Annotated in this window: 3 protein-coding genes and 1 pseudogene; all 4 read left to right on the top strand. The window is 47.8% G+C overall.

What is annotated here, in order from left to right; translation table 11 throughout:
* The first annotated feature begins 116 nt into the window (after positions 1–116).
* A complete protein-coding gene (locus ACE1SE_RS12745; protein WP_374051217.1) occupies positions 117–1751 on the top strand; it encodes a cyclic peptide export ABC transporter in 1635 nt (544 codons plus the stop codon).
* Between the two features lie 383 nt (positions 1752–2134).
* Positions 2135–5374 (top strand): non-ribosomal peptide synthetase, encoded by a 3240-nt coding sequence (locus ACE1SE_RS12740; protein ID WP_374051216.1) that lies wholly within the window; start codon positions 2135–2137, stop codon positions 5372–5374.
* 126 nt (positions 5375–5500) lie between these two features.
* Positions 5501–15376 (top strand): annotated as a pseudogene (locus ACE1SE_RS12735) (non-ribosomal peptide synthetase); the annotation flags it as partial.
* 4 nt (positions 15377–15380) lie between these two features.
* A complete protein-coding gene (locus tag ACE1SE_RS12730) occupies positions 15381–26150 on the top strand; it encodes a non-ribosomal peptide synthetase (protein ID WP_374051214.1) in 10770 nt (3589 codons plus the stop codon).
* Positions 26151–26169 lie beyond the last annotated feature (19 nt).

Below are 26169 nucleotides of genomic sequence, written 5' to 3'. Positions count from 1 at the left end.
GCCATGCCATAAATCACACTTGCAGTTTTATAAGAAAAAAATAACCATAGTGGATTGAGTAAGCAGATATATGAATTCTCATATTAATTATAACCTTCGACAATGGCTTGTTTTTTATGACTCTAATAGCTTATTTATATCGTCAATCTTGGGTATTACTGTTGGTATCGACAATAAGCGCATTAATTAGTGGGTTTGCCGGTGCTTCGATAGTCGGGATGATCAGTCAAGGCGTGACAGAAGAGATTAACCTGATTGCATTTCTTTGGAGCTTTTTTGGCATCTGTTTTATTTTTTTTATTACTAAAACCGTGTCAGAAATTACACTATCGCATTTAGCCCAATCCACGGTTTTTTCATTGCGTCTAAGTTTAAGTAATAAAATTTTGCGGGCACCACTCAAAAAACTGCATAAACTTGGGCGGCACGGTTTATTGGCAGTTTTAACCAAAGACGTCGATGTTTTTGTACATTCCTTTATGTTAGCCCCCTCTGTTTTTGGTAATATCACTCTAATCATAGCCTGTTTTGGTTACTTAGCTTGGATGTCCTGGCAACTGTTTCTCATTTTAGCGGCACTCAGCCTTATCGGAATGTATGTGTTTTATCTGTGGGAAAAATACCCATTACAATTAATGACAGATATGCGTGATCAAATAGATAAAATATACCTTAATTTCCAAAGCCTGATTGATGGTAGTAAGGAGCTGCAACTCAATAAACAAAAAGGTAATCTTTTTATTAATAAAGTAATAGCTCCTGCCGCCAAAGTATTCCAGGAGATCTGTGTTAAAGCGAACTCCAGCTATGCCTGGGTTATTAATGCCAGTTCTGTTACATTTTATGTCATGATTGGTATCATTATTTTTGTTGTCCCGATTTGGCTTCCCCAAGAACCATCAACATTGGTTACTGTATCACTGCTTGTTCTCTTCTTATCAGGTCCAATCAGTGAAGTTATTGGAGCAATTCCAGAACTGAGAGAGGCGGAAGTTTCATTGAACAAAATGCGGCGTCTTGACAGCCAACTGGAAGAAGCCCTGTCGGTACAAGTCGAAGGCACAAACCCATTTAACCAGCAACAATCAATCGAGATTGAACTGAAAGATGTTGTCCACCATTACACAACAGATAAAGAAGATCGCCAATTTGCACTCGGTCCATTAAGTTTGAAAATATCGCAAGGCGAAATTGTTTTTATCGTCGGTGGGAATGGTAGCGGGAAAACAACCCTCGCCATGTTGCTTGTTGGCCTGTTTGAGCAAGAATCCGGTACTATTTCATTAAATGATGTGCAAGTAACACCAGCGAATAATGAACATTATCGTCAACATTTTGCGGCCGTTTTTTCTGATTACCATCTATTTGAGCAGTTACTCAACAGCGATGCGAATGTCACCGAAAAAGCAACACATTATATTGAAGCATTAAACATGGCACACAAAGTTAAAATCGTTGATGGCGGATTTTCCACGACAAATCTTTCGGCAGGTCAACGGAAACGACTGGCTTTAGTTTCAGCTTATCTGGAAGACCGTCCTATTTATCTGTTTGATGAGTGGGCAGCCGATCAGGATCCTGTGTTTAAACGCTTATTCTATACTGAGCTGCTGCCGGAATTAAAAGCCAGAGGTAAAACTGTCCTGGTTATTAGTCATGATGATGCTTATTTTAATATAGCTGACCGCATTATTAAATTAGAGGATGGTCATATTAAAGAAGTTGATCATAAGGACCATTATATTCAATAAAATGAAATAAAGTTTACAGCAAAGAGCCTAATAAAACAGGCTCTTATTTCACTTTATACACAAAAAATTTTGAGTAACAAAGTGACCAAAAAAATCACCAATGGCAATAAAATTTATCACATAATGCCTATAATAAAATTAGACATTTTAGAAAAACATTATTAGAAATGTGTAACAAAATCATTTAATGTAAAATTATCTAATTTTGTAACAAACATAATTTCATCAACGGCAAGAAGGAATTATATAAATATAAAAATAAGACTGTTCTTTTTTATTAGAATGGTCAGTTATTTTTATTGTTTAAACCCAAGTGTGATTTTTTGTTTTATCAGTTCTCATGTTTTTATTTTTTAATGTACCCATAAAAAGGGAGCTATAGAATGAATTACCCTGAAAAATTGAAATCATTCCCTTTATCAGAAGCTCAACGCAGCCGCTGGTTTCAATATCAAATTGACCCTGACAAACGCGGTCAAAATAATAGTGCATTTTGCGCTCACATTAAAGGATTAACCGCTAAGCGTTTAGAAGAAGCTCTTAATAAATTGGTACAAAGACACCCGATGCTGCGGACAAGTTTTGGACTATACCACGATGAATTAGGCTATTGCATCGCAGACAGCACTAAAATCACACTGACAATACATGATGCCCAACATCTTAGCGAAGAAACGCTTAAACAACGTGTTCAAGACGATTGCTGGCATATGTTTGATCTAGCCCATCCGCTTCGGGTTTATGCCAGTTGGTATCAATGCAATCAACAAGAAAGCATAATGGTCTTGACCTTTGATCATCTGGCGGTTGATGGCTGGTCTTATTGGATACTGTTAGATGAACTTGATGTGCTGCTTTCTGCAAAACCCCTGGAACCCGCCCCAGAAAATAGTTTCCACGATTATGTGGAATGGCAACAACAATGGCTAAAAAGTGCCAGCGCTAAAAAACAGCAACAATTCTGGCAAAACACGTTGGCGGGTGATTTGGCTGTCTCGCAATGGCCACCTAAAAACAGCACCCTGCCCGCCACAGGAAAAATATCGTTAAAGAGAATAATTAACAAATCACTGACACATAAGCTACAAGCGCTAGCCCTGAAATATGATAACAGCCTGTTTGCTGTTTTTCTGGCTGCCTATCAAATTCTTCTGAGCCGTTATACCGAAGTGGATGATGTCATTATCGGTTCTATCTTACCGGGAAGAGGTCGGGCTCGTTGGGGAAAATTGGTTGGCGAGTTTATCAATCCGGTTGCTTTACGCTGCCAGATAAACGGTGATATGACAGTACAGGAACATATCACACAGGCGACCAAAACCATCCGGCAGGGTATTGAAAACCAGAAATATCCGTTCTCTAAGGTACTGGAACAACTGAAACTGCAACGCAATACAGAAACTCATCCCGTTTTCCAGACAGTCATGATATTCCAAAAAGCCAGATATATCGGTGACCTGACCACTCTCTGGATGGCGGAAGATGACGATGTCACGGTACAGTGGGGAAATGCAGAGTTACGGCCTTTTCCGTATCCTCTCTATGCCGATGTTTCCGTTCCATTGATGATAAATGTCTTAGAATCCGGCGATCATATTGGTTATACCTTTTATTATGATACTGCAATATTTGATGCAGCATTCATTTCCCAGCTTATGCAGAACCTCTTAACACTGCTGGAAGCGATGGTCGATGACGAACAGCAGACAATTGTTCGGTTGCCATTGATGGATGAACAGGCACGTCAGCAAGTTCTTCACGATTTCAACAATACCAACAAACCCTTTCCGCAGCACGCTTTAATCCATCAATTTGTTGAGCAACAAGCAGCACGCAACCCAACGGCAATTGCTCTGCTGTATGGGAATACTCAACTCAGTTATATGGCATTGAATCAGCGGGCTAACCAACTAGCTCATGCCCTTGTCGCAGCGGGAATTCATCCCGATGATCGCGTCGCCATTTGTATGGAGCGCAGTCTGGATATGGTCATTAGTCTGCTGGGGATTTTAAAAGCGGGGGCTGCTTATGTGCCACTCGATCCTGAATATCCCACAGACAGGCTCGCTTATATCCTGGCAGACAGTGAACCTGTGGTTCTGCTGACCCATCATGGTTTACAAGAACAACTGCCCGTGACCGAAATTCCTGTCTGGTTTTTAGATAATCCCACCGTTCAGGCCAATATTGCCTGCCAGAATGACGATAACTTAGAGGCCTCTTATTTAGGACTGACATCGCGTCATCTGGCCTATGTACTCTACACCTCAGGCTCAACGGGATTACCCAAAGGCGTGATGAATGAGCACCGCAGTGTGGTTAACCGTTTGCTCTGGGCACAAGATACTTATCAATTAACCCCGCAAGATCGCGTTTTACAAAAAACGCCGTTTAGTTTTGATGTTTCTGTTTGGGAATTCTTCCTTCCCCTGATGTCTGGGGCTCAATTAGTGATGGCTCGTCCCGGCGGTCATAAAGAACCACATTATTTATTGGAAGAAATAGAAAACCGTCATATCACGACAATCCATTTTGTGCCTTCCATGTTGCAAAGTTTTCTCCATTACATTCCGGCCGGACGCTGCCTTTCTCTGCGCCAAATTTTATGCAGTGGAGAAGCACTGCCTTATGCCTTGCAACAACACTGTCTGTCCCATCTGTCTCACAGTGAACTGCATAATTTATATGGACCCACCGAGGCAGCCATTGATGTCACTGCCTGGCAATGTGTTCAGGATCGCTATATCGGGCAAGTGCCGATTGGGCATCCTATTGCCAATATCCAAATCTATATTCTCGATACCCACGGAGAACCCGTTCCAATTGGTATGGCAGGGGAAATTTATATCGGCGGCGTGGGTGTTGCCCGCGGCTATTTGAATCTGCCTGAGTTGACTGCTGAACGTTTTATTAACGACCCATTCAATACCGATCCTGCTGCTCGCCTGTATAAAACTGGCGATCTGGGACGTTGGCTACCAGACGGCAGTATCACCTATCTGGGACGCAATGATTTTCAGGTCAAAATTCGCGGATTACGCATTGAACTGGGTGAAATTGAAACTCGCCTGACCCAATGTGCCGGCATTCGTGAAGCTGTGGTTGTTGCCCGTGAAAATGGAACCAATGACAAGCGACTGGTTGCCTATTTGATCCCAAATCAGGATAGCATACCGAGCATTTCTCAACTGCGTGAGCAATTAAGCCGAAATCTTGCCGACTATATGATACCGAGTGCCTTTGTCGTGATGGAGGCGTTTCCTCTCTCTCCCAATGGCAAACTCGATCGCAAGGCTCTGCCTGCTCCCGATCACGTTGCCATGTCAAGTCGTGAATATGCGGCTCCAGAAGGTGAAACCGAAGAGCAGTTGGCTGCCATTTGGCAAGCGTTATTAGGACTGGATCGGGTTAGCCGCTATGACAACTTCTTTGAATTGGGTGGTCATTCACTGTTAGTGCTACAGCTACAGTCGCAAATAAAACAAACATTTGATGTTGAATTATCTCTTCATCAACTGTTTTCCCACCCAACCCTTTGTCAACTTGAAGAATGCATTATCGACTCTCTATTACTGCAATTTGATTCAGAGTCTCTGCAAGATGTTTATAAATCAATGAATTAGGTTTTAATTTACCTTGTTTTAAGTGGTGATAATCAAATGAATAATAACGAGCTTTCATCTCTACCATTAGCGGAACGCAGAAGACTACTTGAGTTAGCCAAATCAGCAAAACTAACCCGCGAATCGACACAAAAAACCACAATTACGACTCAACCGCGTGATAACGGTGTGCCATTATCCTGGACACAACAACGTTTATGGTTCCTTGCTCAATTAGATCCTGCTGCACAAACGGCATACCATATGTCAGTAGGGTTGAACCTGCAAGGCGTACTGAACCTGAATGCCTTGCAAGCGGCCTTGGATCGTATTGTGGCGCGCCATGAAATTCTGCGTACCACAATCGTGACGGTAGAAGGCGAAGCACAACAAATCATTCATGATGCAGATTGTGGCTTTCCTCTGATACAAGAAGATTTCAGCCAGCCTTATTCCGAAGGAACTGAGTCAGAACAACAAGCCGCAATTGAAAAAGTAGCCTATCTTGAGGCAAACCATCCTTTTGATTTTGTTCATGGTCCATTAGCACGGGGACGTCTGCTAAAACTGGCAGAAGATCAGCATATCCTGCTGTTAACTCAGCACCATATTATCTCTGATGGCTGGTCAGTTAGTCTCTTTATGCAAGAATTGTCCACACTTTATTGCGCATTCTGTCAAGGACAGCCAGATCCAATGCCAGCCCTGACCATTCAGTATGCTGATTATGTTCTCTGGCAGAAAAATGGGTTACAAGGGGAGATGCTGGAAAGACAGATCGAATTCTGGCGTAACACCCTGCAAGGTGCTCCCGCACTTCTGGAATTGCCTACCGACCGCCTACGTCCTGCAAAGCAAAGCTATCTCGGCGGACGTGTCAATATTGCTCTACCTCCTGCATTACAGGCAGGTTTAAAAGCACTCAGCCAACGTCACGGAACAACCTTCTTTATGACGTTGTTGGCGGGATGGGCGACATTGCTCTGCCGCCTCAGTGGTCAGGATGATATTGTGATTGGTACTCCCATTGCTAATCGTCAACAACCTGAATTAGCCCCTTTAATCGGCTTTTTTGCCAATACATTAGCATTACGTGTGCAGTTGCATGATAACCCAAGTGTCAGTGAACTCCTCGCACGAGTAAAAGAACAAGCAATCAACGCATTTGCCCATCAAGACCTGCCCTTCGAACACTTGGTCGAAATCTTACAACCTCCGCGCAGCCTGAGTCATAGCCCCATTTTTCAGGTTATGCTGGCAACCAATAATACGCCAGGACAACGGCATTTCGAACTGCCGGGATTGGTATTAAATGAACGGCCATTAATCAGGGATAGTTCTTACTTTGACCTGACATTAACCCTGGATGAAACTGAAAATGGGTTAGCAGGTGATCTGGAATATGCCCGTGATCTGTTCGATCACGCCACGATTGAACGTATGGTCAGCCATTTAAACACTCTGCTGGCGGCAATGGTGGCTGATGATAACCAACGAGTGGCTGAACTACCACTGATAACCCCCCAACAGCACCAACAATTGTTGGTGAATTTTAATGACACTGCCCTCACCTACCCACAAGACAAATTGATCCACCAGCTATTTGAACAGCAAGCAGAGTCGATGCCTGATGCCATTGCCTTGGTGTATCAAAATACGCAACTGAGTTATGCAGAGTTGAACCAACGAGCCAACCAACTGGCTCACAGCCTGATTGCCTTTGGTATACGCCCAGACGACCGCGTGGCACTGTGTGTCAGGCGCAGCCTGAATATGATCATTGGTATGTTGGGCATTCTCAAAGCAGGGGCAGGTTACGTTCCATTCGATCCAGAATATCCTGCCGAACGACTGGCTTATCAGTTATCAGACAGCACACCAGTGTTATTGCTGACCGAAAAACATTTACAGGCGAATTTACCGTCAACAGAAGTTCCGATCTGGTTACTGGATGATGAAAATCATCTAAATATGGTGGCACAACAGCCAAACCATAATCCTGATGCCAGCCAGTTAGGGCTGCTGCCACACCATCTGGCCTACATTATCTACACCTCTGGTTCAACCGGATTGCCCAAAGGGGTGATGCTGGAACACCGCAATGTTGTCAACTTTATTCATGCTCAACATCAAATCAGCCAACCCCAACCAGGGGATCGCATTTTGCAATTTGCGACTATGGCATTTGATACCTCCGTATCGGATATTTTTCCAACACTGGCTGCGGGTGCGACTTTAGTCCTGCGTCCTGCCCATATCCGTGTGCCAGATACGGAGTTTATTGACTTTTTACGGCAACAAAAGATCAGCATCATGGATGTACCGACTGCGTTCTGGCATCAATGGGTACAAGAGATAAAAGCCGATCGTACAGGTTTCAGCCCTTACCTGCATACGGTTATTGTTGGTGGTGAAAAAGCAGAATATCGCCACTGGGTAGACTGGCAATCATTGCCAGAAACGCAATTCTGCCGTTGGATCAACACTTATGGCCCAACTGAAACCACCGTTATCGTGACTTCACTGATACTAAATGGTGGTTCCTCCACCGAAATTGTTAACAACATTCCCATTGGCCGCCCCAACGCTAACTCGTGTATTTATATTCTCGATCCCTTCGGCCAACCCGTTCCCATCGGGGTTAGTGGAGAGATTTATATTGGCGGTGCCGGTGTTGCTCGTGGTTACTTAAACCAACCGAAACTGACAGCAGAACGCTTCGTATCCGATCCATTCAGCAAAGAGCCTGATGCTCGCCTGTATAAAAGCGGTGATCTGGGACGCTGGCTGCCAGACGGCAACATTGAATATTTAGGGCGCAATGATTTTCAGGTCAAACTGCGTGGCTTCCGTGTTGAATTGGGAGAAATCGAAGCGCAATTGGCAACCTGCGACGGAGTCAAAGATGTTGTGGTCATTGCCCGTGAAGAAATGTCTGGCGACAAGCGTCTGGTCGCTTACCTGATACCACAACCTGGTGTTACGCTTACACCTTCCCACCTACGTGAACAATTAAGCATCCATTTGATGGAACACATGATCCCCAGTGCCTTTGTCATACTGGATGCATTTCCTCTGACCGGTAGTGGTAAATTAGATCGCAAGGCCCTGCCTGCACCCGATCATACTGCCATCGCCAGCCGTGAATACGAGGCTCCTCAAGGGGAAATTGAGCAGAAACTGGCGGAAGTCTGGCAATCTCTGCTTGGGCTGGAGCAAGTGGGACGTCATGACAATTTCTTTGAATTGGGTGGTCACTCTTTGCTGACAGTACAAATGGCTGCCCGCTTACGCCAGGTTTTCAACAGCCAAGTGGACTTGCAAGAGCTCTTCACCCATCCAATTTTGTCAGACTTGGCACATTCACTGGATACAGCCAATCAGCCTACACAGCATTCTACACAACCGGCGATATTACCCGCCGACCGGCAACAAGTTCTGCCCCTCTCCTGGGCGCAACAACGTCTGTGGTTCTTGGCACAGTTAGATCCTGCCGCTCAGACGGCATATCACATCTCTGGCGGATTGCGTCTGAAAGGACAGCTAAACCTGAATGCGCTGCAAGCATCTCTGGACAGGATCGTTGCCCGCCATGAAATCCTGCGTACAACTATCAAAATGGAAGAGAGTACAGCCCAGCAAGTGATTGCCAATGCAGATCGTGGCTTCAATTTAACCATTAAAGATCTCAGTCAGTTAGATGAGGCAGAAAAACGGGCTGCTATTGATGCAACCGCTCAATTTGAAACTAACCATCCCTTTGATTTTGCTCTGGAGCCACTAATTCGCGGACAATTGCTGAAACTCACTGATGATGAATATGTTCTGTTGTTGACTCAGCACCACATGATTTCGGATGGCTGGTCATTGAACATCCTGATATATGAATTGACCACCCTCTACCGTGCTTTCATTCAGGGACAAGACGATCCATTGCCTGCACTGACAATACAATATGCTGACTATGCTCTCTGGCAGCGACAATGGCTACAGGGTGAAGTGCTGGAAAAACAGGTCAGTTTCTGGCGAAAAACACTGCAAGCCGCCCCTGCATTATTGGAACTGCCGACAGACAGAGTGCGTCCTGCGGTTCAGAGTTACCACGGGGATCAAGTGGCATTCACTCTTTCGTCAGCATTAAGTGATGGCTTAAAGGCATTGAGCCAGCGCCATAGTTCCACATTATTCATGACATTGCTGTCTGCATGGTCAGTCTTGCTTGCCCGCATCAGTGGTCAACAAGATATTGTTATTGGAACACCTATCGCCAACCGACAGCACCGCGAATTAGAACCGTTGATCGGTTTCTTTGCCAATACGCTGGCGCTCAGGGTGAAACTGGAAGATAACCCTACCGTTAGCGCGTTATTGGCACAAGTCAAAGCCCATGCACTGGCAGCCTATGTACACCAAGATTTACCCTTTGAGCAATTGGTCGAAGCGTTACAACCGCCACGTAGCCTGAGTTATAGCCCGATCTTTCAGGTCATGCTCGCGCTGGATAACACACCAATACAACAATCCCTTGAATTACCCGGTTTAGCGCTAGATGAACTGCCGTTAACCCGAAGAAGCACCCATTTTGATCTGTCACTTTCCATAAACGATACCGATAATGGGTTAGTCTGTGAATTGGAATATGCCAGTGATCTGTTTGATCGTGCCAGCATTGAACGGCTCGCAAGCTACCTGCAAACCCTGTTAGCAGCGATGGTTGCTGATGATTCTCTGCGAGTACAAGATTTACCGTTGCTGCAACCGCAACAACGCAAGCAATTATTGGTGGATTTCAACCATACCGCTCAGGCCTATCCGCAAGATATACTGATCCACTCACTGTTCGAACACCAGGTAACGCAGACACCGGATGCCACTGCGTTAATATTCGGTGAAAACGTATTGAGTTATACCGAACTGAATCACCACGCCAACCAGTTAGCTCATTATCTGATGGCATCCGGCGTGCGTCCTGATGATCGCATTGCTATCTGTGTTGAGCGCAGTCTGGATATGATTATTGGCATGTATGGCATCCTTAAAGCAGGCGCAGGTTATATTCCGCTTGATCCAGAATACCCCGCAGAACGACTGGCTTATCAGTTGTCAGACAGTAAACCGGCCTGGCTGTTGACTCAGCGCCATTTGCAAGCACATTTACCGGTACAGGATATTCCAACCTTGTTGTTGGATGATGACAGCCATCGTAACGCGGTAGCACAACAACCTACTCATAACCCGGATGTTCGCCAAATGGGACTTCAACCACACCATCTGGCCTATATCATCTATACCTCCGGCTCCACCGGACAACCTAAAGGCGTGATGCTGGAACACCGCAATGTGGTGAACTTTATCCATGCTCAACGCCAGACCAGCCAGCCACAATTGGGTGATCGTATTCTGCAATTTGCCACTGTGGCGTTTGATACGTCGGTATCGGATATTTTCCCGACCCTGGCATCCGGCGCGACACTGGTTCTGCGCCCGCCGCATATCCGCATACCGGATATGGCGTTTGTCTCGTTCCTGCGTGAACAGAAGATCACCATTATGGATATGCCGACTGCTTTTTGGCACCACTGGGTACAGGAGATGATGGCAGGCCGCAGTGGTTTCAGCCCTTATCTGCACACCCTTATTGTAGGTGGTGAAAAAGCGGAATACCGCCATTTAATGAATTGGCGATCCAGCCCAGAAACCCAATCCTGCCGCTGGATCAACTCCTATGGTCCGACTGAAACCACCGTTATTGCCACAACCCTGAAACTGGACAGCCAAGATCTACCGTACGTCGAAAATATTATCCCGATTGGCTATCCGCTACCTAATACCCGCATTTATATTCTGGATGGACAGGGACAGCCAGTTCCCATTGGGGTAAGTGGAGAAATCCATATTGCCGGTGCCGGTGTTGCCCGTGGTTATCTGAATCGCCCCGAAGTATCGGCAGAGAAATTTATCTCTGATCCGTTTAGCGAACAAGCAGATGCCCGTATGTATAAAACGGGGGATTTGGGACGCTGGTTGCCCAACGGCATGATTGAATATCTGGGGCGCAATGATTTTCAGGTCAAGATCCGTGGCTTCCGTGTTGAACTGGGAGAAATTGAAACCCGACTGGTGGCTTGTGAAGGTGTCATGGATGCGGTAGTGATCGCCCGTGAAGAGGAAACCGGTGATAAGCGTCTGGTTGCTTACCTCATCCCACAATCAGGGATCACACTCAATCCCGCCTGCTTGCGTGAGCAATTGAGTTCCAGTTTGATGGAACACATGCTCCCTAGTGCCTTTGTCATACTTGATGCTTTTCCGCTAACCACCAATGGCAAGCTGGATCGCAAAGCCCTGCCCGCACCGGATAGCGCTGCCATAGTCAGTCGCAAGTACGAAGCGCCACAAGGAAAAACTGAACAAACTCTGGCCACAGTTTGGCAATTCCTGCTGGGTCTGGAGCAAGTGGGACGCCATGACAATTTCTTTGAACTGGGTGGGCACTCTTTACTGGTAGTCAATCTGATCGAGGAATTACGCCAGCATGACTTATTCCTTGATGTTAGCACGGTCTTCTCTGCACCAACCTTGGCAACCATGAGTGCTCGTTTAAATCAAAAAACCGCTCAAGGTGTCACAGAATTGGGGGTTCCACCAAACCTGATCCATGAAGACAGCCAGATGATTACCCCAAACATGCTGCCCCTGGTGAAGTTAACACAAAACCAAATTGAGGAGATTGTCAATCTCGTTCCGGGAGGTGCTGCCAATATTCAGGATATCTACCCACTGGGGCCATTACAGGCAGGTATTCTGTTCCACCATTTGCTGCAAACCGAAGGCGATATCTACCTAGACAATCAGCTTATGGCGTTTGATAGCCGAACACGTTTAGATACTTTCTTACAGGTATTCCAACAAGTCATTGATCGGCACGATATCCTGCGCAGTGCTGTGCATTGGCAAGAATTGCCAGAACCTGTTCAGGTTGTCTATCGTCATGCACCGCTGCCGATTATTGAACACACGTTGTTAACAGAAGCGCAATTACGCCATCTCACTGATCCACATACGGTGCGCATGGAGATCACCAAAGCACCACTTCTGGCGGCACATATTGCCCAAGATCCTGAATCTGGACAGTGGCTGCTCTCCTTATTGCACCACCATTTAGTTTGCGACCACATTTCATTAAGCATGATCTTCAATGAGATTAATACGCTGATCTTGAGAGAAAGTGATAGCCTTCCTGTTCCCCTGCCTTACCGTAATTTTATCGCCCATATCCGCAGTGTGCCGCAGGAAATCCATCAAGCCTATTTCCGCGAACAACTTGGGGATGTTGAAGAGCCAACTCTGCCCTTTGGATTACTTGACGATCTCAATGAAACAAACCGCAATGAAATCGTAGAGAATACCATCACACTGGATAGCGAATTCGCCCACAACCTGCGTAACTGCGCCCGTCAACTTGGCATGAGTGCCGCAGTGCTGTTCCATGTCGCATGGGCACAAGTATTAGCCCGATGCAGTGGGCGAAGTGATGTAGTGTTTGGCACGGTTCTACTGGGACGCTTACAAGGCGGAGTCGGGGCTTCCGAAGTACTTGGTATGTTTATCAATACCTTGCCTATCCGCATTCGATTACAGGAGCGTACTGTTAAGCAGGCAGTCAGGGAAACCCATCAACAACTCAGTGAATTGCTCGATCACGAGCAAGCATCATTGGCCGTTGCCCAGCGTTGCAGTGGCATTCAGGCACCATTACCGTTGTTTAACAGCTTGCTGAACTTCCGCCATAGCCCACGTAATACATCTCAATCTGCATCGTTAACATGGGAAGGTGTACAGATACTCAGGGGTGAAGAACGCAGTAACTATCCACTGTCACTGGATGTAGATGACTTTGATGATGGATTTGCACTCACCGCACAGTGCTGTCAGCAGATTAATCCGGCGCGTATCAACGCCTATATGGATATGGCTTTAAGAGGAACTATCGCAGCCCTGCAACACGCACCGGAACAGAAAATAGAATCACTCGATATCTTGTCCCCAGAAGAACGCACTCAGGTATTGGAAACATTCAACGATACTGCCGTCGATCTTCCGCCAAATGTTTTAATCCACCGACTATTTGAACAGCAAGTGGAACGGACACCTGATGTCACCGCATTAGTGTTTGGTGAAAATCAATTGAGTTATGCCGAACTGAACCACCATGCTAATCAACTGGCTCATCATCTAATTGCATCTGGTGTACGCCCCGATGATCGCATTGCTATCTGTGCCGACCGCAGTCTGGATATGATTATTGGCATGTATGGCATCCTTAAAGCAGGCGCAGGTTATATTCCGCTTGATCCAGAATACCCCGCAGAACGACTGGCTTATCAGTTGTCAGACAGTAAACCGGCCTGGCTGTTGACTCAGCGCCATTTGCAAGCACATTTACCGGTACAGGATATTCCAACCTTGTTGTTGGATGATGACAGCCATCGTAACGCGGTAGCACAACAACCTACTCATAACCCGGATGTTCGCCAAATGGGACTTCAACCACACCATCTGGCCTATATCATCTATACCTCCGGCTCCACCGGACAACCTAAAGGCGTGATGCTGGAACACCGCAATGTGGTGAACTTTATCCATGCTCAACGCCAGACCAGCCAGCCACAATTGGGTGATCGTATTCTGCAATTTGCCACTGTGGCGTTTGATACGTCGGTATCGGATATTTTCCCAACCCTGGCATCCGGCGCGACACTGGTTCTGCGCCCGCCGCATATCCGCATACCGGATATGGCGTTTGTCTCGTTCCTGCGTGAACAGAAGATCACCATTATGGATATGCCGACTGCTTTTTGGCATCACTGGGTACAGGAGATGATGGCGGGACGCAGTGGTTTCAGCTCATCTCTGCACACCATCATTGTGGGCGGTGAGAAAGCAGAGCATCGTCATTTAATGAACTGGCTGTCTCACTCGGAAACTCAATCCTGCCGCTGGATTAACTCCTATGGCCCGACTGAAACCACCGTTATTGCCACCACATTGACCGTAGATAAACTGGCGATAGATAACAAGCAAGTTCCATATATCAATGACCAGATTCCGATTGGTTGCCCATTGCCCAATACTCGTATCTATATTTTGGATACCCTCGGTCAACCGGTTCCTATTGGTGTCCGTGGTGAAATTCACATCGCTGGTTTAGGTGTCGCACGGGGTTATCTGAATAAGCCGGAGATGACAGCGGAGAAATTTGTTGCCGATCCATTCAGCGCACAGCCAAATGCGCGCATGTACAAAACCGGTGACTTAGGGCGCTGGTTGCCAAACGGTATGATTGAGTATCTGGGACGCAACGATTTTCAAGTCAAGATACGCGGCTTCCGCATTGAATTGGGGGAAATTGAAGCACAACTGGCCGCCTGTGAAGGAGTCAGAGATGCCGTAGTGATCGCCCGTGAAGAAGAAACCGGCGACAAACGTCTGGTAGCTTATGTCATTCCACAATCTGGTTTCACGCCAGAAGCCAATAGCCTGCGTGAACAACTGAATCACCGTCTGGCTAGCTATATGGTGCCTGGCGCGTTTGTTGTGCTGGAAGCCTTCCCGCTCACCGGAAACGGCAAACTAGATCGCAAAGCACTGCCAGCGCCCGATCGTTTCGCCATTGCCAGCCATGAATACGAAGCGCCCCAAGGTGAAATCGAACAGCAAATTGCCACCATCCTACAGAATTTATTGGGGTTAAAACAAATAGGACGCCATGACAGCTTCTTTGACCTGGGTGGAAATTCCCTATCAATCATTCAGTTAATGGCAAGATTGCGTGATGCATTCCATCTTGAAGTGTCCATTCAAGACATATTTACCCATCCAGAACTTTCTGAACTCGCCGAGCTTATCGCATCAAGACAGATCGAAACCTTTTTCGCACAAGAAGATATCGAATTGCTGCAACAAGAACTGGAAAACTTGTCCGAAGATGAACTGCGTGCCCTGCTAAATGGAGATAATTAATTAAATGAGTAATAAAGAACTAAGCCTACTTGAATTAAGACAAGCGGTACTCCAGAAAAAAATTAAAGAACGCATTGAAAACAGTCAAATTGGGGAAAACAAGCAGATCGGAGAAAAAAGGCAAATTATACCGAGAAATGCTGATCAGCAAATGCTTCCCCTATCCTGGGCACAGCAACGCTTATGGCTCTTGACGCAGTTAGATCCAGCAGCACAAACGGCATACCACATTCCGGGTGGTCTGCGTCTGCAAGGTTACCTGAATTTAGATGCCCTGCAAGACGCACTCAACAGAATTGTTGCCCGTCATGAAATTCTGCGTACGACTATCAAAATGGTCGAGAGCCAAGCCTTGCAATTTATTGGAAAACCAGATAGTGGCTTCCCTTTGGCAGTGGAAGATCTCAGCCATCTGCCTGCGCAAAAGCAACAAATTATCATCGAAGAGACAATCCAGCGTGAAACCAGCCAACCATTTGACTTTGCACAAGGCCCCCTAATCAGGGGGCGCCTGTTGCGGCTGGCTGAAAATGAACATATCCTGCTATTAACCCAGCATCATATTATTTCCGATGGTTGGTCTCTTAATATCCTGATGCAGGAGCTTTCCACGCTTTATCATGCGTTCAGCGAAGGACAAGGTGATCCCCTGCCTGCTTTGACACTCCAATATGCTGACTATGCCCTTTGGCAAAGAGAGTGGCTACAGGGAGAGGTTCTGGAAAAACAGGTGAATTTCTGGCGCGATACGTTACAGGGTGCGCCTGCACTTTTAGAACTGCCAGCAGACAGGCCACGCCCAGAGAAACAAAGTTATGCCGGAGGGTATGTTGATATCACTCTGTCACCGGAATTGAGTGGCGGATTAAGAAGCCTTAGCCAGCGTCACGGGACAACGTTATTCATGACCCTGATGGCAGGATGGATTACTTTGCTTTCCCGTCTTAGTGGGCAGAAAGATCTGGTGATTGGCACACCTGTCGCTAATCGCCAATACAGCGAATTAGAGCCGTTGATTGGATTTTTTGTTAACACACTGGCTTTGCGAATTCAAATAGATGACAATCCAACGGTCAGCGCTCTACTAGCCAGAGTTAAGGCCCATGCACTGAACGCCTACGCACATCAAGATCTGCCATTCGAACAGTTGGTCGAGGTACTAAAACCGCCACGTAGTCTCAGTCATAGCCCGATTTTTCAGGTTATGATGTCAGTGGATAATACCCCTGGACAGCAAAATATAGCATTGCCGGATATCACTATTAGTGAAATCAATCTGGCCGAAAACAGCTCGCATTTCGATCTGTCCCTCTCGATAAATGATACTGAAAATGGCTTAGTGGGTGGCCTGGAATATTCCAGTGATCTGTTTGACCATACCAGTGTTGAACGTATCGCCAGTTACCTGCAAACCCTGCTGACCGCGATGGTTAAAGATGATTCGCAACCGGTGGAAAGTTTACCACTATTGCAACCACACCAACGCACTCAAGTGTTAGACAATTTCAATGATACCGCCTTCCCATACCCACAAACGTTATTGATCCATCAACTGTTTGAACAACAAGTGGAACAAACCCCTGACACCACGGCGTTAGTGTTTGGTGATAGCCAACTGAGTTATGCAGAACTAAACCACCACGCCAACCAATTGGCGCATTATTTGATCGCTTCTGGTGTTCGTCCCGATGATCGCGTGGCAATCTGTGCTGACCGCAGTCTGGATATGATCATTGGTCTGTACGCTATCCTTAAAGCGGGGGCCGGCTATATTCCGCTCGACCCAGAATACCCGGCCGAACGTCTGGCTTATCAACTGTCGGACAGCCAGCCGGTGTTATTGCTGACTCAACAGCATCTACAGGCTCGCTTGCCAATACAGAATACCCCTGTTTGGTTGCTGGATGATCAACACAATCGGGATAGCGTGGCAAAACATCCAGCCCATAATCCTGATGCCAACCAATCAGGGCTTAATCCGCACCATTTGGCTTATATTATCTATACTTCCGGCTCCACCGGTCAGCCCAAAGGCGTGATGCTGGAACACCGTAATGTGGTGAACTTTATCCATGCCCAGCACCAGACCAGCAAACCACAATTGGGGGATCGTATCCTGCAATTTGCGACCATCGCGTTTGATACCTCGGTATCCGATATTTTCCCCACTCTGGCATCGGGAGCAACACTGGTTCTGCGTCCGCCCCATATTCGGATACCGGATACCACTTTTGTCACCTTCCTGCGTGAGCAGAAGATCACCATTATGGATATGCCCACCGCCTTCTGGCACCACTGGGTACAGGAAATGATGGCAGGACGCAGTGGCTTTAGCCCGTATCTGCACACCCTTATTGTGGGCGGTGAAAAAGCGGAGTACCGCCATTTAATCCATTGGTTGTCTCACCCTGAAACCCAATCCTGCCGCTGGATTAACTCGTATGGCCCCACCGAAACCACGGTGATTGCCACTACACTGACATTGGATCATCAAAATTCATCGCACCTCAACGGTGTTATTCCGATTGGTTATCCGCTGCCCAATACCCGTATTTATATTCTGGATACACATGGTCAGCCGGTTCCTATTGGTGTCAGTGGTGAAATTCATATTGCCGGCGCAGGCGTAGCCCGTGGCTATCTCAATCGCCCGGATTTAACCGCGGAGAAATTTGTGGCAGATCCGTTTAGCCCCCAGCCCGATGCGCGTATGTATAAAACCGGCGATCTGGGGCGCTGGCGACCCAATGGCACAATTGAATATTTAGGGCGCAATGATTTTCAGGTCAAGCTACGCGGTTTCCGCATTGAATTAGGCGAAATTGAAGCGCAACTGGCGGCTTGCGAAGGTGTCAGTGATGCCGTGGTGATCGCCCGTGAAGAAGAAACCGGTGACAAGCGTTTAATCGCCTATGTGATCCCAAAAACTGGTATGACACTCAGTCCGGCTGAATTACGTAAGCAACTGAGCACCCGATTGATGGAACATATGCTACCCAGTGCCTTTGTTATTCTGGACGCATTCCCGATGTCCGCTAACGGTAAACTGGATCGCAAAGCCCTGCCGGCACTGGATTGCAGTGCCATCGTCAGCCGTGAATACGAAGTGCCACAAGGTGAGGTTGAAATAACGCTGGCGGCAATCTGGCAATCCCTGCTCAATGTGGGACAAGTCGGGCGACAAGACAATTTCTTTGAACTCGGCGGCCATTCTCTGCTCGTGGTCAATTTGATTGAGCAACTACGTCTCCACGACCTGTCTCTGGATGTCAACGCGGTCTTCTCTGCCCCTACTCTGACGGCTATGAGCACCCTAATCCGTCACAATAACACTCAGAAAACAACCCTACAGAACGTCCCGCCTAACCTGATTAAAGAAGACAGCTCGGTCATTACACCAGATATGCTGCCACTGGTGGAATTAACTCAAGATCAGATAGATCAGATTGTTTCCCATGTAACAGGGGGAATTCCCAACATTCAGGATATTTATCCATTGGGGCCATTACAAGAAGGTATCCTGTTCCAGCATTTGCTGGAAACCGAAGGTGATCTCTATCTGGACAACCATTTGATGATTTTCGACAGCCGGACGCGGTTGGAGAGTTTCTTGCAGGCGTTGCAGCGGGTGATTGACCGACACGATATTCTGCGCAGCGCCGTTTACTGGAAAGAGCTTCTTAAACCAGTACAAATCGTCTATCGTCATGCACCGTTGCCAATTATTAAACTCACGCTATCGGCAGAGGAATCCCCAGAAACCCAGCTACGCCGCCTTACTGATCCCCGTGCAATACGGATGGATATAACCAAAGCACCACTGTTAGCTGCTCATATAGCCAAAGATCCCGCTTCCGATCAATGGCTACTCTCCTTGCTGTATCACCACTTAGTTTGTGATCACATATCACTGGATATGATATTCAGTGAAATACAAACCTTGCTTTTGGGGGAAAGTGAAAATTTACCAATGCCACTGCCTTACCGAAACTTTATCGCGCAGATCCGCAACGTGCCGTTGGAAGTTCACCAAAACTATTTCCGCGAATTATTGGGAGATGTGGAAGAACCCACCTTGCCATTTGGGTTGCTTGATGTACAAGGTGGCAGTCTCAATGAGATAGAAGAAAACGTTCTCACTCTGGATAGCAAACTAGCCCAAAGTCTCCGTGATTGCGCCCGTCAATTGGGTATGAGTGCCGCCGTACTGTTTCATGTGGCTTGGGCACAAGTTCTGGCGCGATGCAGTGGACGCAATGATGTCGTATTCGGCACCGTTCTGTTGGGGCGGTTACAAGGTGGGATTGGCGCATCCGAAGTGCTGGGGATGTTTATTAATACCTTACCTATTCGCGTTAAGTTACAGGCACGTACCGTTAAGCAAGCGGTGCAGGAAACTTATCAGCAGTTAACCGCACTGCTGGAACATGAGCAGGCACCTCTGGCTGTCGCCCAACGTTGCAGTAGCATTCAGGCACCATTACCGCTGTTTAACAGCCTGCTTAATTTCCGCCATAGCCCAGGGGAAGATGAACAGGTGGCTTCAATCGCCTGGGAAGGCATTGACGAGCTAGAGGGTGAAGAGCGCAGTAATTACCCCTTGTCACTGGATGTGGATGATTTTGATGACGGATTTGCGCTCACGGCACAATGCAGCCAGCAAATTAATCCGGCTCGTATTAATGCCTATATGAATACGGCGCTAGAAGGCATTGTGGCAGCGCTGCAATCTGCACCTGAGCAAGCCATTGAGTCAATCGACATTCTGTCACTGACTGAGCGCACCCAATTACTGGAAGCATTTAATAATACTGATATTGAATATCCGCAAAACACCTTAATCCACCAACTGTTTGAACAACAGGCAGGGCGTACACCGGATGCCATTGCGCTGGTATTTGGTGAACACGAACTGAGTTATGCGGCACTGAACCGCCATGCCAACCAACTGGCTCACCAACTGATTGCCGAGGGTGTACGCCCCGATGATCGCATCGCGATTTGTGTTGAGCGCAGTCTGGATTTGATTATTGGTCTGTACGCTATTCTTAAAGCGGGAGCCGGCTATGTTCCGCTCGATCCGGAATACCCGACCGAACGACTGGCTTATCAACTGTCGGACAGCCAGCCGGCATTATTACTGACGCAACAACATTTGCAGAATTTTTTACCATCAGCAGACCTGCCCGTCTGGTTGCTGGACGATGAAACCCAGCGAAATAAGGTGGCACAACAACCAACCCATAATCCTGATGTGCAATTTAAGCCTCATCATCTGGCCTATATTATCTATACTTCCGGCTCCACCGGACAGCCCAAAGGGGTGATGCTGGAGCACCGTAATGTGGTGAACTTTGTCCATGCCCAGCATCAAACCAGTGAACCACAATTAGGGGATCGTATCCTGCAATTTGCAACCATCGCCTTTGATACCTCGGTATCCGATATTTTCCCCACCCTGGCCGCCGGTGCAACGCTGGTTCTGCGCCCGCCCCATATTCGGATACCGGATAGCACTTTTGTTACTTTCTTGCGTGAACAGAAGATCACCATTATGGATATGCCCACTGCCTTCTGGCACCACTGGGTACAGGAGATGATGGCAGGACGCAGTGGCTTTAGCCCGTATCTGCACACCCTTATTGTGGGTGGTGAAAAAGCGGAGTACCGCCATTTAATCGATTGGCTAGCCAGCCCGGAAACCCAATCCTGCCGCTGGATTAACTCGTATGGCCCCACGGAAACCACGGTGATTGCCACCACGCTGACATTGGATCATCAAAATTCATCGCACCTTAACGGTGTTATCCCGATTGGTTATCCGCTACCCAATACCCGTATTTATATTCTGGATACGCACGGCCGGCCGGTTCCTATTGGTGTCAGCGGCGAAATCCATATTGCCGGCGCAGGCGTAGCCCGTGGCTATCTCAATCGCCCCGATCTAACCGTGGAAAAGTTTGTAGCAGACCCGTTTAGCGAGCAGCCAGACGCGCGTATGTATAAAACCGGCGATCTGGGGCGCTGGCTACCCAACGGTATGATTGAATATTTAGGACGCAATGACTTTCAGGTCAAGCTACGCGGTTTCCGCATTGAATTGGGGGAAATTGAAACCCAACTGGTGGCTTGCGAAGGCGTCAGCGATGCTGTAGTGATCGCCCGTGAAGAAGAAACCGGTGATAAGCGTTTGGTTGCTTATCTGATCCCGGAAACCGGCATCAACCTAAAACCGGCTGATTTGCGAGAACAACTCAGTACCCACCTGCTGGAATATATGCTGCCTAGTGCCTTTGTTATGCTGGATGCTTTCCCGATATCCGCCAATGGCAAACTGGATCGCAACGCACTGCCTGCGCCGGATCGGCATGCTATCGTCAGCCGTGAGTACGAAGTACCACAAGGCGAAACCGAACAGAAACTGGCGGCAGTCTGGCAATCGATTCTGGAACTGGAACAGGTCGGGCGCCATGACAACTTCTTCGAACTGGGCGGCCATTCCCTGCTGGTCGTCAGTCTGATCGAACAGTTACGTCAGCAAGGGCTTTCTCTGGAGGTCAGCGCGGTCTTCTCTGCCCCCACTCTGGCAGCCATGAGCGCCCGCTTATATCAGCAGCAAGATGCAGAAATCCCAGCTATTCCGCCCAATCTGATCCGCGAAGACAGTCCGCACATTACGCCGGCTATGCTGCCACTGGTGACATTAACCCAGACCCAAATTGACCATATTATTGACCATGTTCCGGGCGGTGTCGCCAATGTTCAGGATATTTACCCGCTTGGCCCCTTGCAGGAAGGTATCCTGTTCCATCATTTACTGGCAGAAACCGGCGACACCTATCTGGAAAATATTTTGATGCACTTTGACCACCGGCCACGGCTGGAGAATTTCTTGCAGGCGTTGCAGCGGGTGATTGATCGGCACGATATTCAACGTAGTGCCTTCCACTGGCAGGAACTTCCGATCCCCGTACAAGTGGTCTACCGTCATGCGCCACTGCCGATAACGGAACTGACGTTATCAGCGGGAGAAAGTGCTGAAACTCAACTACGGCGCCTGACTGATCCCGACAACATACGGTTAGATATTACCCGTGCCCCTTTATTGGCCGCTTATATAGCCCAGGATCCTGACACCGAACGGTGGTGGCTAAGTTTGCTGCACCATCATCTGGTGTGTGACCATCTGTCACTGGAAATCATTTTCAGCGAAGTGCAGGCACTGATGCAGGGGGAAGAAGCGCACCTGCCCGCCCCATTGCCTTACCGCAATTTTATCGCCCAAACCCGTCAGGTGCCGATTGAAGAGCATCAGGCTTATTTCCAGCAGTTATTAGGCGACGTGGAAGAACCGACCCTGCCGTTTGGGTTACTGGATGTGCAGAGAAACAGCCGCGATAAGCACGATAAAATCGTAGAAGATATCGTCACACTGGATGATGAACTGGCACAACAGATTCGGGATTGCGCCCGTCAATTGGGTATCAGCGCTGCCGTGCTGTTCCATGTAGCCTGGGCGCAGGTGCTGGCACAATGTGGCGGTCGTGAAGATGTGGTATTCGGGACTGTGTTATTGGGTCGGTTACAGGGTGGCATGGGTGCTTCGCAGGTACTGGGGATGTTTATCAATACCCTGCCAATCCGTATCCAATTACAGGCCCGTACCGTAAAACAGGCGGTACAGGAAACCTACCAGCGCCTGAGCGAATTGCTGGATCATGAACAGACCCCGCTGGCGATTGCCCAGCGGTGCAGCAGTGTGCCGGCCTCATTGCCGCTGTTTAACAGCCTGCTTAATTTCCGTCATAGCCCACGTGACGAGGAACAAGTGGTCTCAATCGCCTGGGAAGGCATCGGCGAGACAGAGAGTGAAGAGCGCAGCAACTACCCCTTGTCACTGGATATAGACGATTTTGACGATGGATTTGCACTCACGGCACAATGCAGCCAGCAAATTAATCCGGCTCGAATTAATGCCTATATGAACACGACGTTACAGGGCATTGTGACTGCACTGCAATCTGCACCTGAACAACCTATCCACACTATCGATATTTTGCCACTGGCCGAACGTACCCAACTGTTGGAAACATTTAACAATACCGCGGTTGAATATCCGCAAGACACCCTAATCCATCAACTGTTCGAACAACAGGCAGCGCACACACCGGATGCCATTGCGTTGGTCTTTGGCGCAAGCGAATTGAGTTATGCGGCACTGAACCGCCATGCCAACCAACTGGCTCACCTACTGATTGCAGCGGGCGTACGCCCCGATGATCGCATCGCGATTTGTGTTGACCGCAGCCTGGAGTTGATTATTGGCCTGTACGCTATCCTTAAAGCGGGGGCCGGCTATATTCCGCTCGACCCGGAATATCCGGCTGAACGTTTGGCCTACCAGTTGTCGGACAGCAAACCTGTGTTATTGCTGACTCAGCAACATTTACAGGGGCTGTTGCCAATATCAGACATGCCTGTCTGGTTGCTGGATGATGAATCCCAGCGAAATAACGTGGCACAACAACCAATACATAATCCTGATGTTCAACTTCAACCACATCATCTGGCTTATATCATCTATACTTCCGGCTCCACCGGACAGCCCAAAGGGGTGATGCTGGAGCACCGTAATGTGGTGAACTTTATCCATGCCCAGCACCAGACCAGTGAACCACAATTGGGCGATCGTATCCTGCAATTTGCGACCATCGCTTTTGATACCTCGGTATCCGATATTTTCCCCACCCTGGCATCGGGCGCAACGCTGGTTCTGCGTCCTGCGCATATCCGCGTACCGGATGCAGAATTTGTCGATCTGCTAAACGAGCAGCAAATCACCATCATGGATATGCCCACCGCCTTCTGGCATCAATGGGTACAAGAGATGATGGCAGGACGCAGTGGTTTCGGCCAATACCTGCATACAGTCATCGTCGGTGGTGAGAAAGCGGAACTACGCCATTTGCTGAGTTGGCAATCTATACCAGAAACGCACTCCTGCCGCTGGATTAACTCTTATGGTCCCACCGAAACCACGGTGATTGCCACCACCTTTACCCTCAATGATAACAGTCAAGATTCGCCTGAATTGACTGACGTTATCCCGATTGGTTATCCGCTGCCCAATACCCGTATTTATATTCTGGATACACACGGACGGCCGGTTCCCATTAGTGTCAGCGGCGAAATCCATATTGCCGGCGCGGGTGTGGCTCGTGGCTATCTCAACCGTCCCGATCTGACAGCAGAAAAATTTGTGGCTGATCCGTTTAGCGAACAGCCCGATGCCCGCATGTACAAAACTGGCGATCTGGGCCGTTGGTTGCCCAATGGGGCGATTGAATATTTAGGGCGCAATGACTTTCAGGTTAAGATCCGTGGCTTCCGCATTGAATTGGGTGAAATAGAAACTCGTCTGGCGCAATGCCAAGGAGTGCAGGAAGCCATTGTTCTGGTTCGGGAAATAACACCTGATGATAAACGTCTTGTCGCATATATTCAGCCTAAATCCGGTGTCAACTTGGTTCCCAGTGAACTGCGTCAGCAACTTGCTCAACATCTTGCCGAGTATATGCTGCCCGGTGCATTTGTAATCCTTGACACTTTTCCACTGACCTCTAATGGTAAAATCGACCGTCAGGCATTCCCTGCTCCCGATCAATCTGCCATCGTAGCCCGTGATTATGAAGCTCCTCAAGGTGAGGTTGAAATAACACTGGCTCAAATCTGGCAAGATCTGCTCGGATTAGAACGTATCAGCCGTCATGACCACTTCTTTGAGTTAGGAGGACATTCACTGCTTATTTTGAAAGCCTGCTCTTTAGCAATAGAAAAGCTAGGGCTTCAGCAGAATATGATGGCGAGCTTGATGACGTTTACCACAATCAAAGAACAAGCCCGCGCCATTGAAGATCGAGATAATATCTATGTAGGTTCTATGGTCGGCCTGTCACGAAACCTCAAAGCAACACCGCTGTTCTTTGCTCCCGGCGCCGGAGGGCATGTGCTCTATTTACGGGAATTGGCGACAGCATTGGAAGGTGCTTATTCCGTTTGGGGTATGCAATTACCAGAGTTAGATGGACGCAACGATCCCCCACTATACCTTGAGATGAACAGCCTTGAAGCAATAGCCAGTGTTATGATCGATGATCTTAAGAAAGTTCAACCAACTGGCCCTTATTACTTAGGTGGACACTCTTTCGGAGGCTGGCTCGCATTCGAAATGGCTCGACAACTCCTCCAACAGGGTGAAAGCATTGGCTTACTGGCTTTAGTCGATAGCGAATCCCCTCTGGAGGGCGTAACCCAAAAGATCGAGTCAGAATGGTCTCATAGCCGCTGGCTGGCCGAGTTTGGCAATGCGTTTGCTGCATTAGAGGGAACAGAGGAAAACTTTACCGAAGAAGAATTTCAATCCATGACAGAAGAAGCGCAACTCGATAACTTGCGACTTCGTCTCATTGAAGAGAAACTCTTGCCTCCTCAACTTGAATCTAAGGAAATCTCGGCTCATTTACGCGTCTTCAAAATGCACTATTTGGCAACTTATCAGCCGCAAGAACGCTATCCCGGAACACTCCATCTGTTTCTGGCTAGCGATAGCCAAGATTATGAAGGCCAAACCGAAAGCATTATTGATGGATGGCAAACACTGGTGGCTGGAAAAGTTATCTCTGAAACTTTATCCGGTAATCACATCACCATTATGCGTCAACCTTTCGTTCAAGGGTTAGCATCGGCCATAGCGGGTGTAAATATAATCTCATAAATTTCTGGCAGCTAATGGC

Origin of the sequence: Xenorhabdus taiwanensis, from assembly GCF_036512875.1 — a bacterium.
In the GTDB taxonomy this organism is placed as follows: Bacteria; Pseudomonadota; Gammaproteobacteria; order Enterobacterales; family Enterobacteriaceae; genus Xenorhabdus; species Xenorhabdus taiwanensis.
The sequence above is the reverse complement of the archived record's forward strand: the minus strand, read 5'-3'. Positions and strand labels throughout refer to the sequence as shown.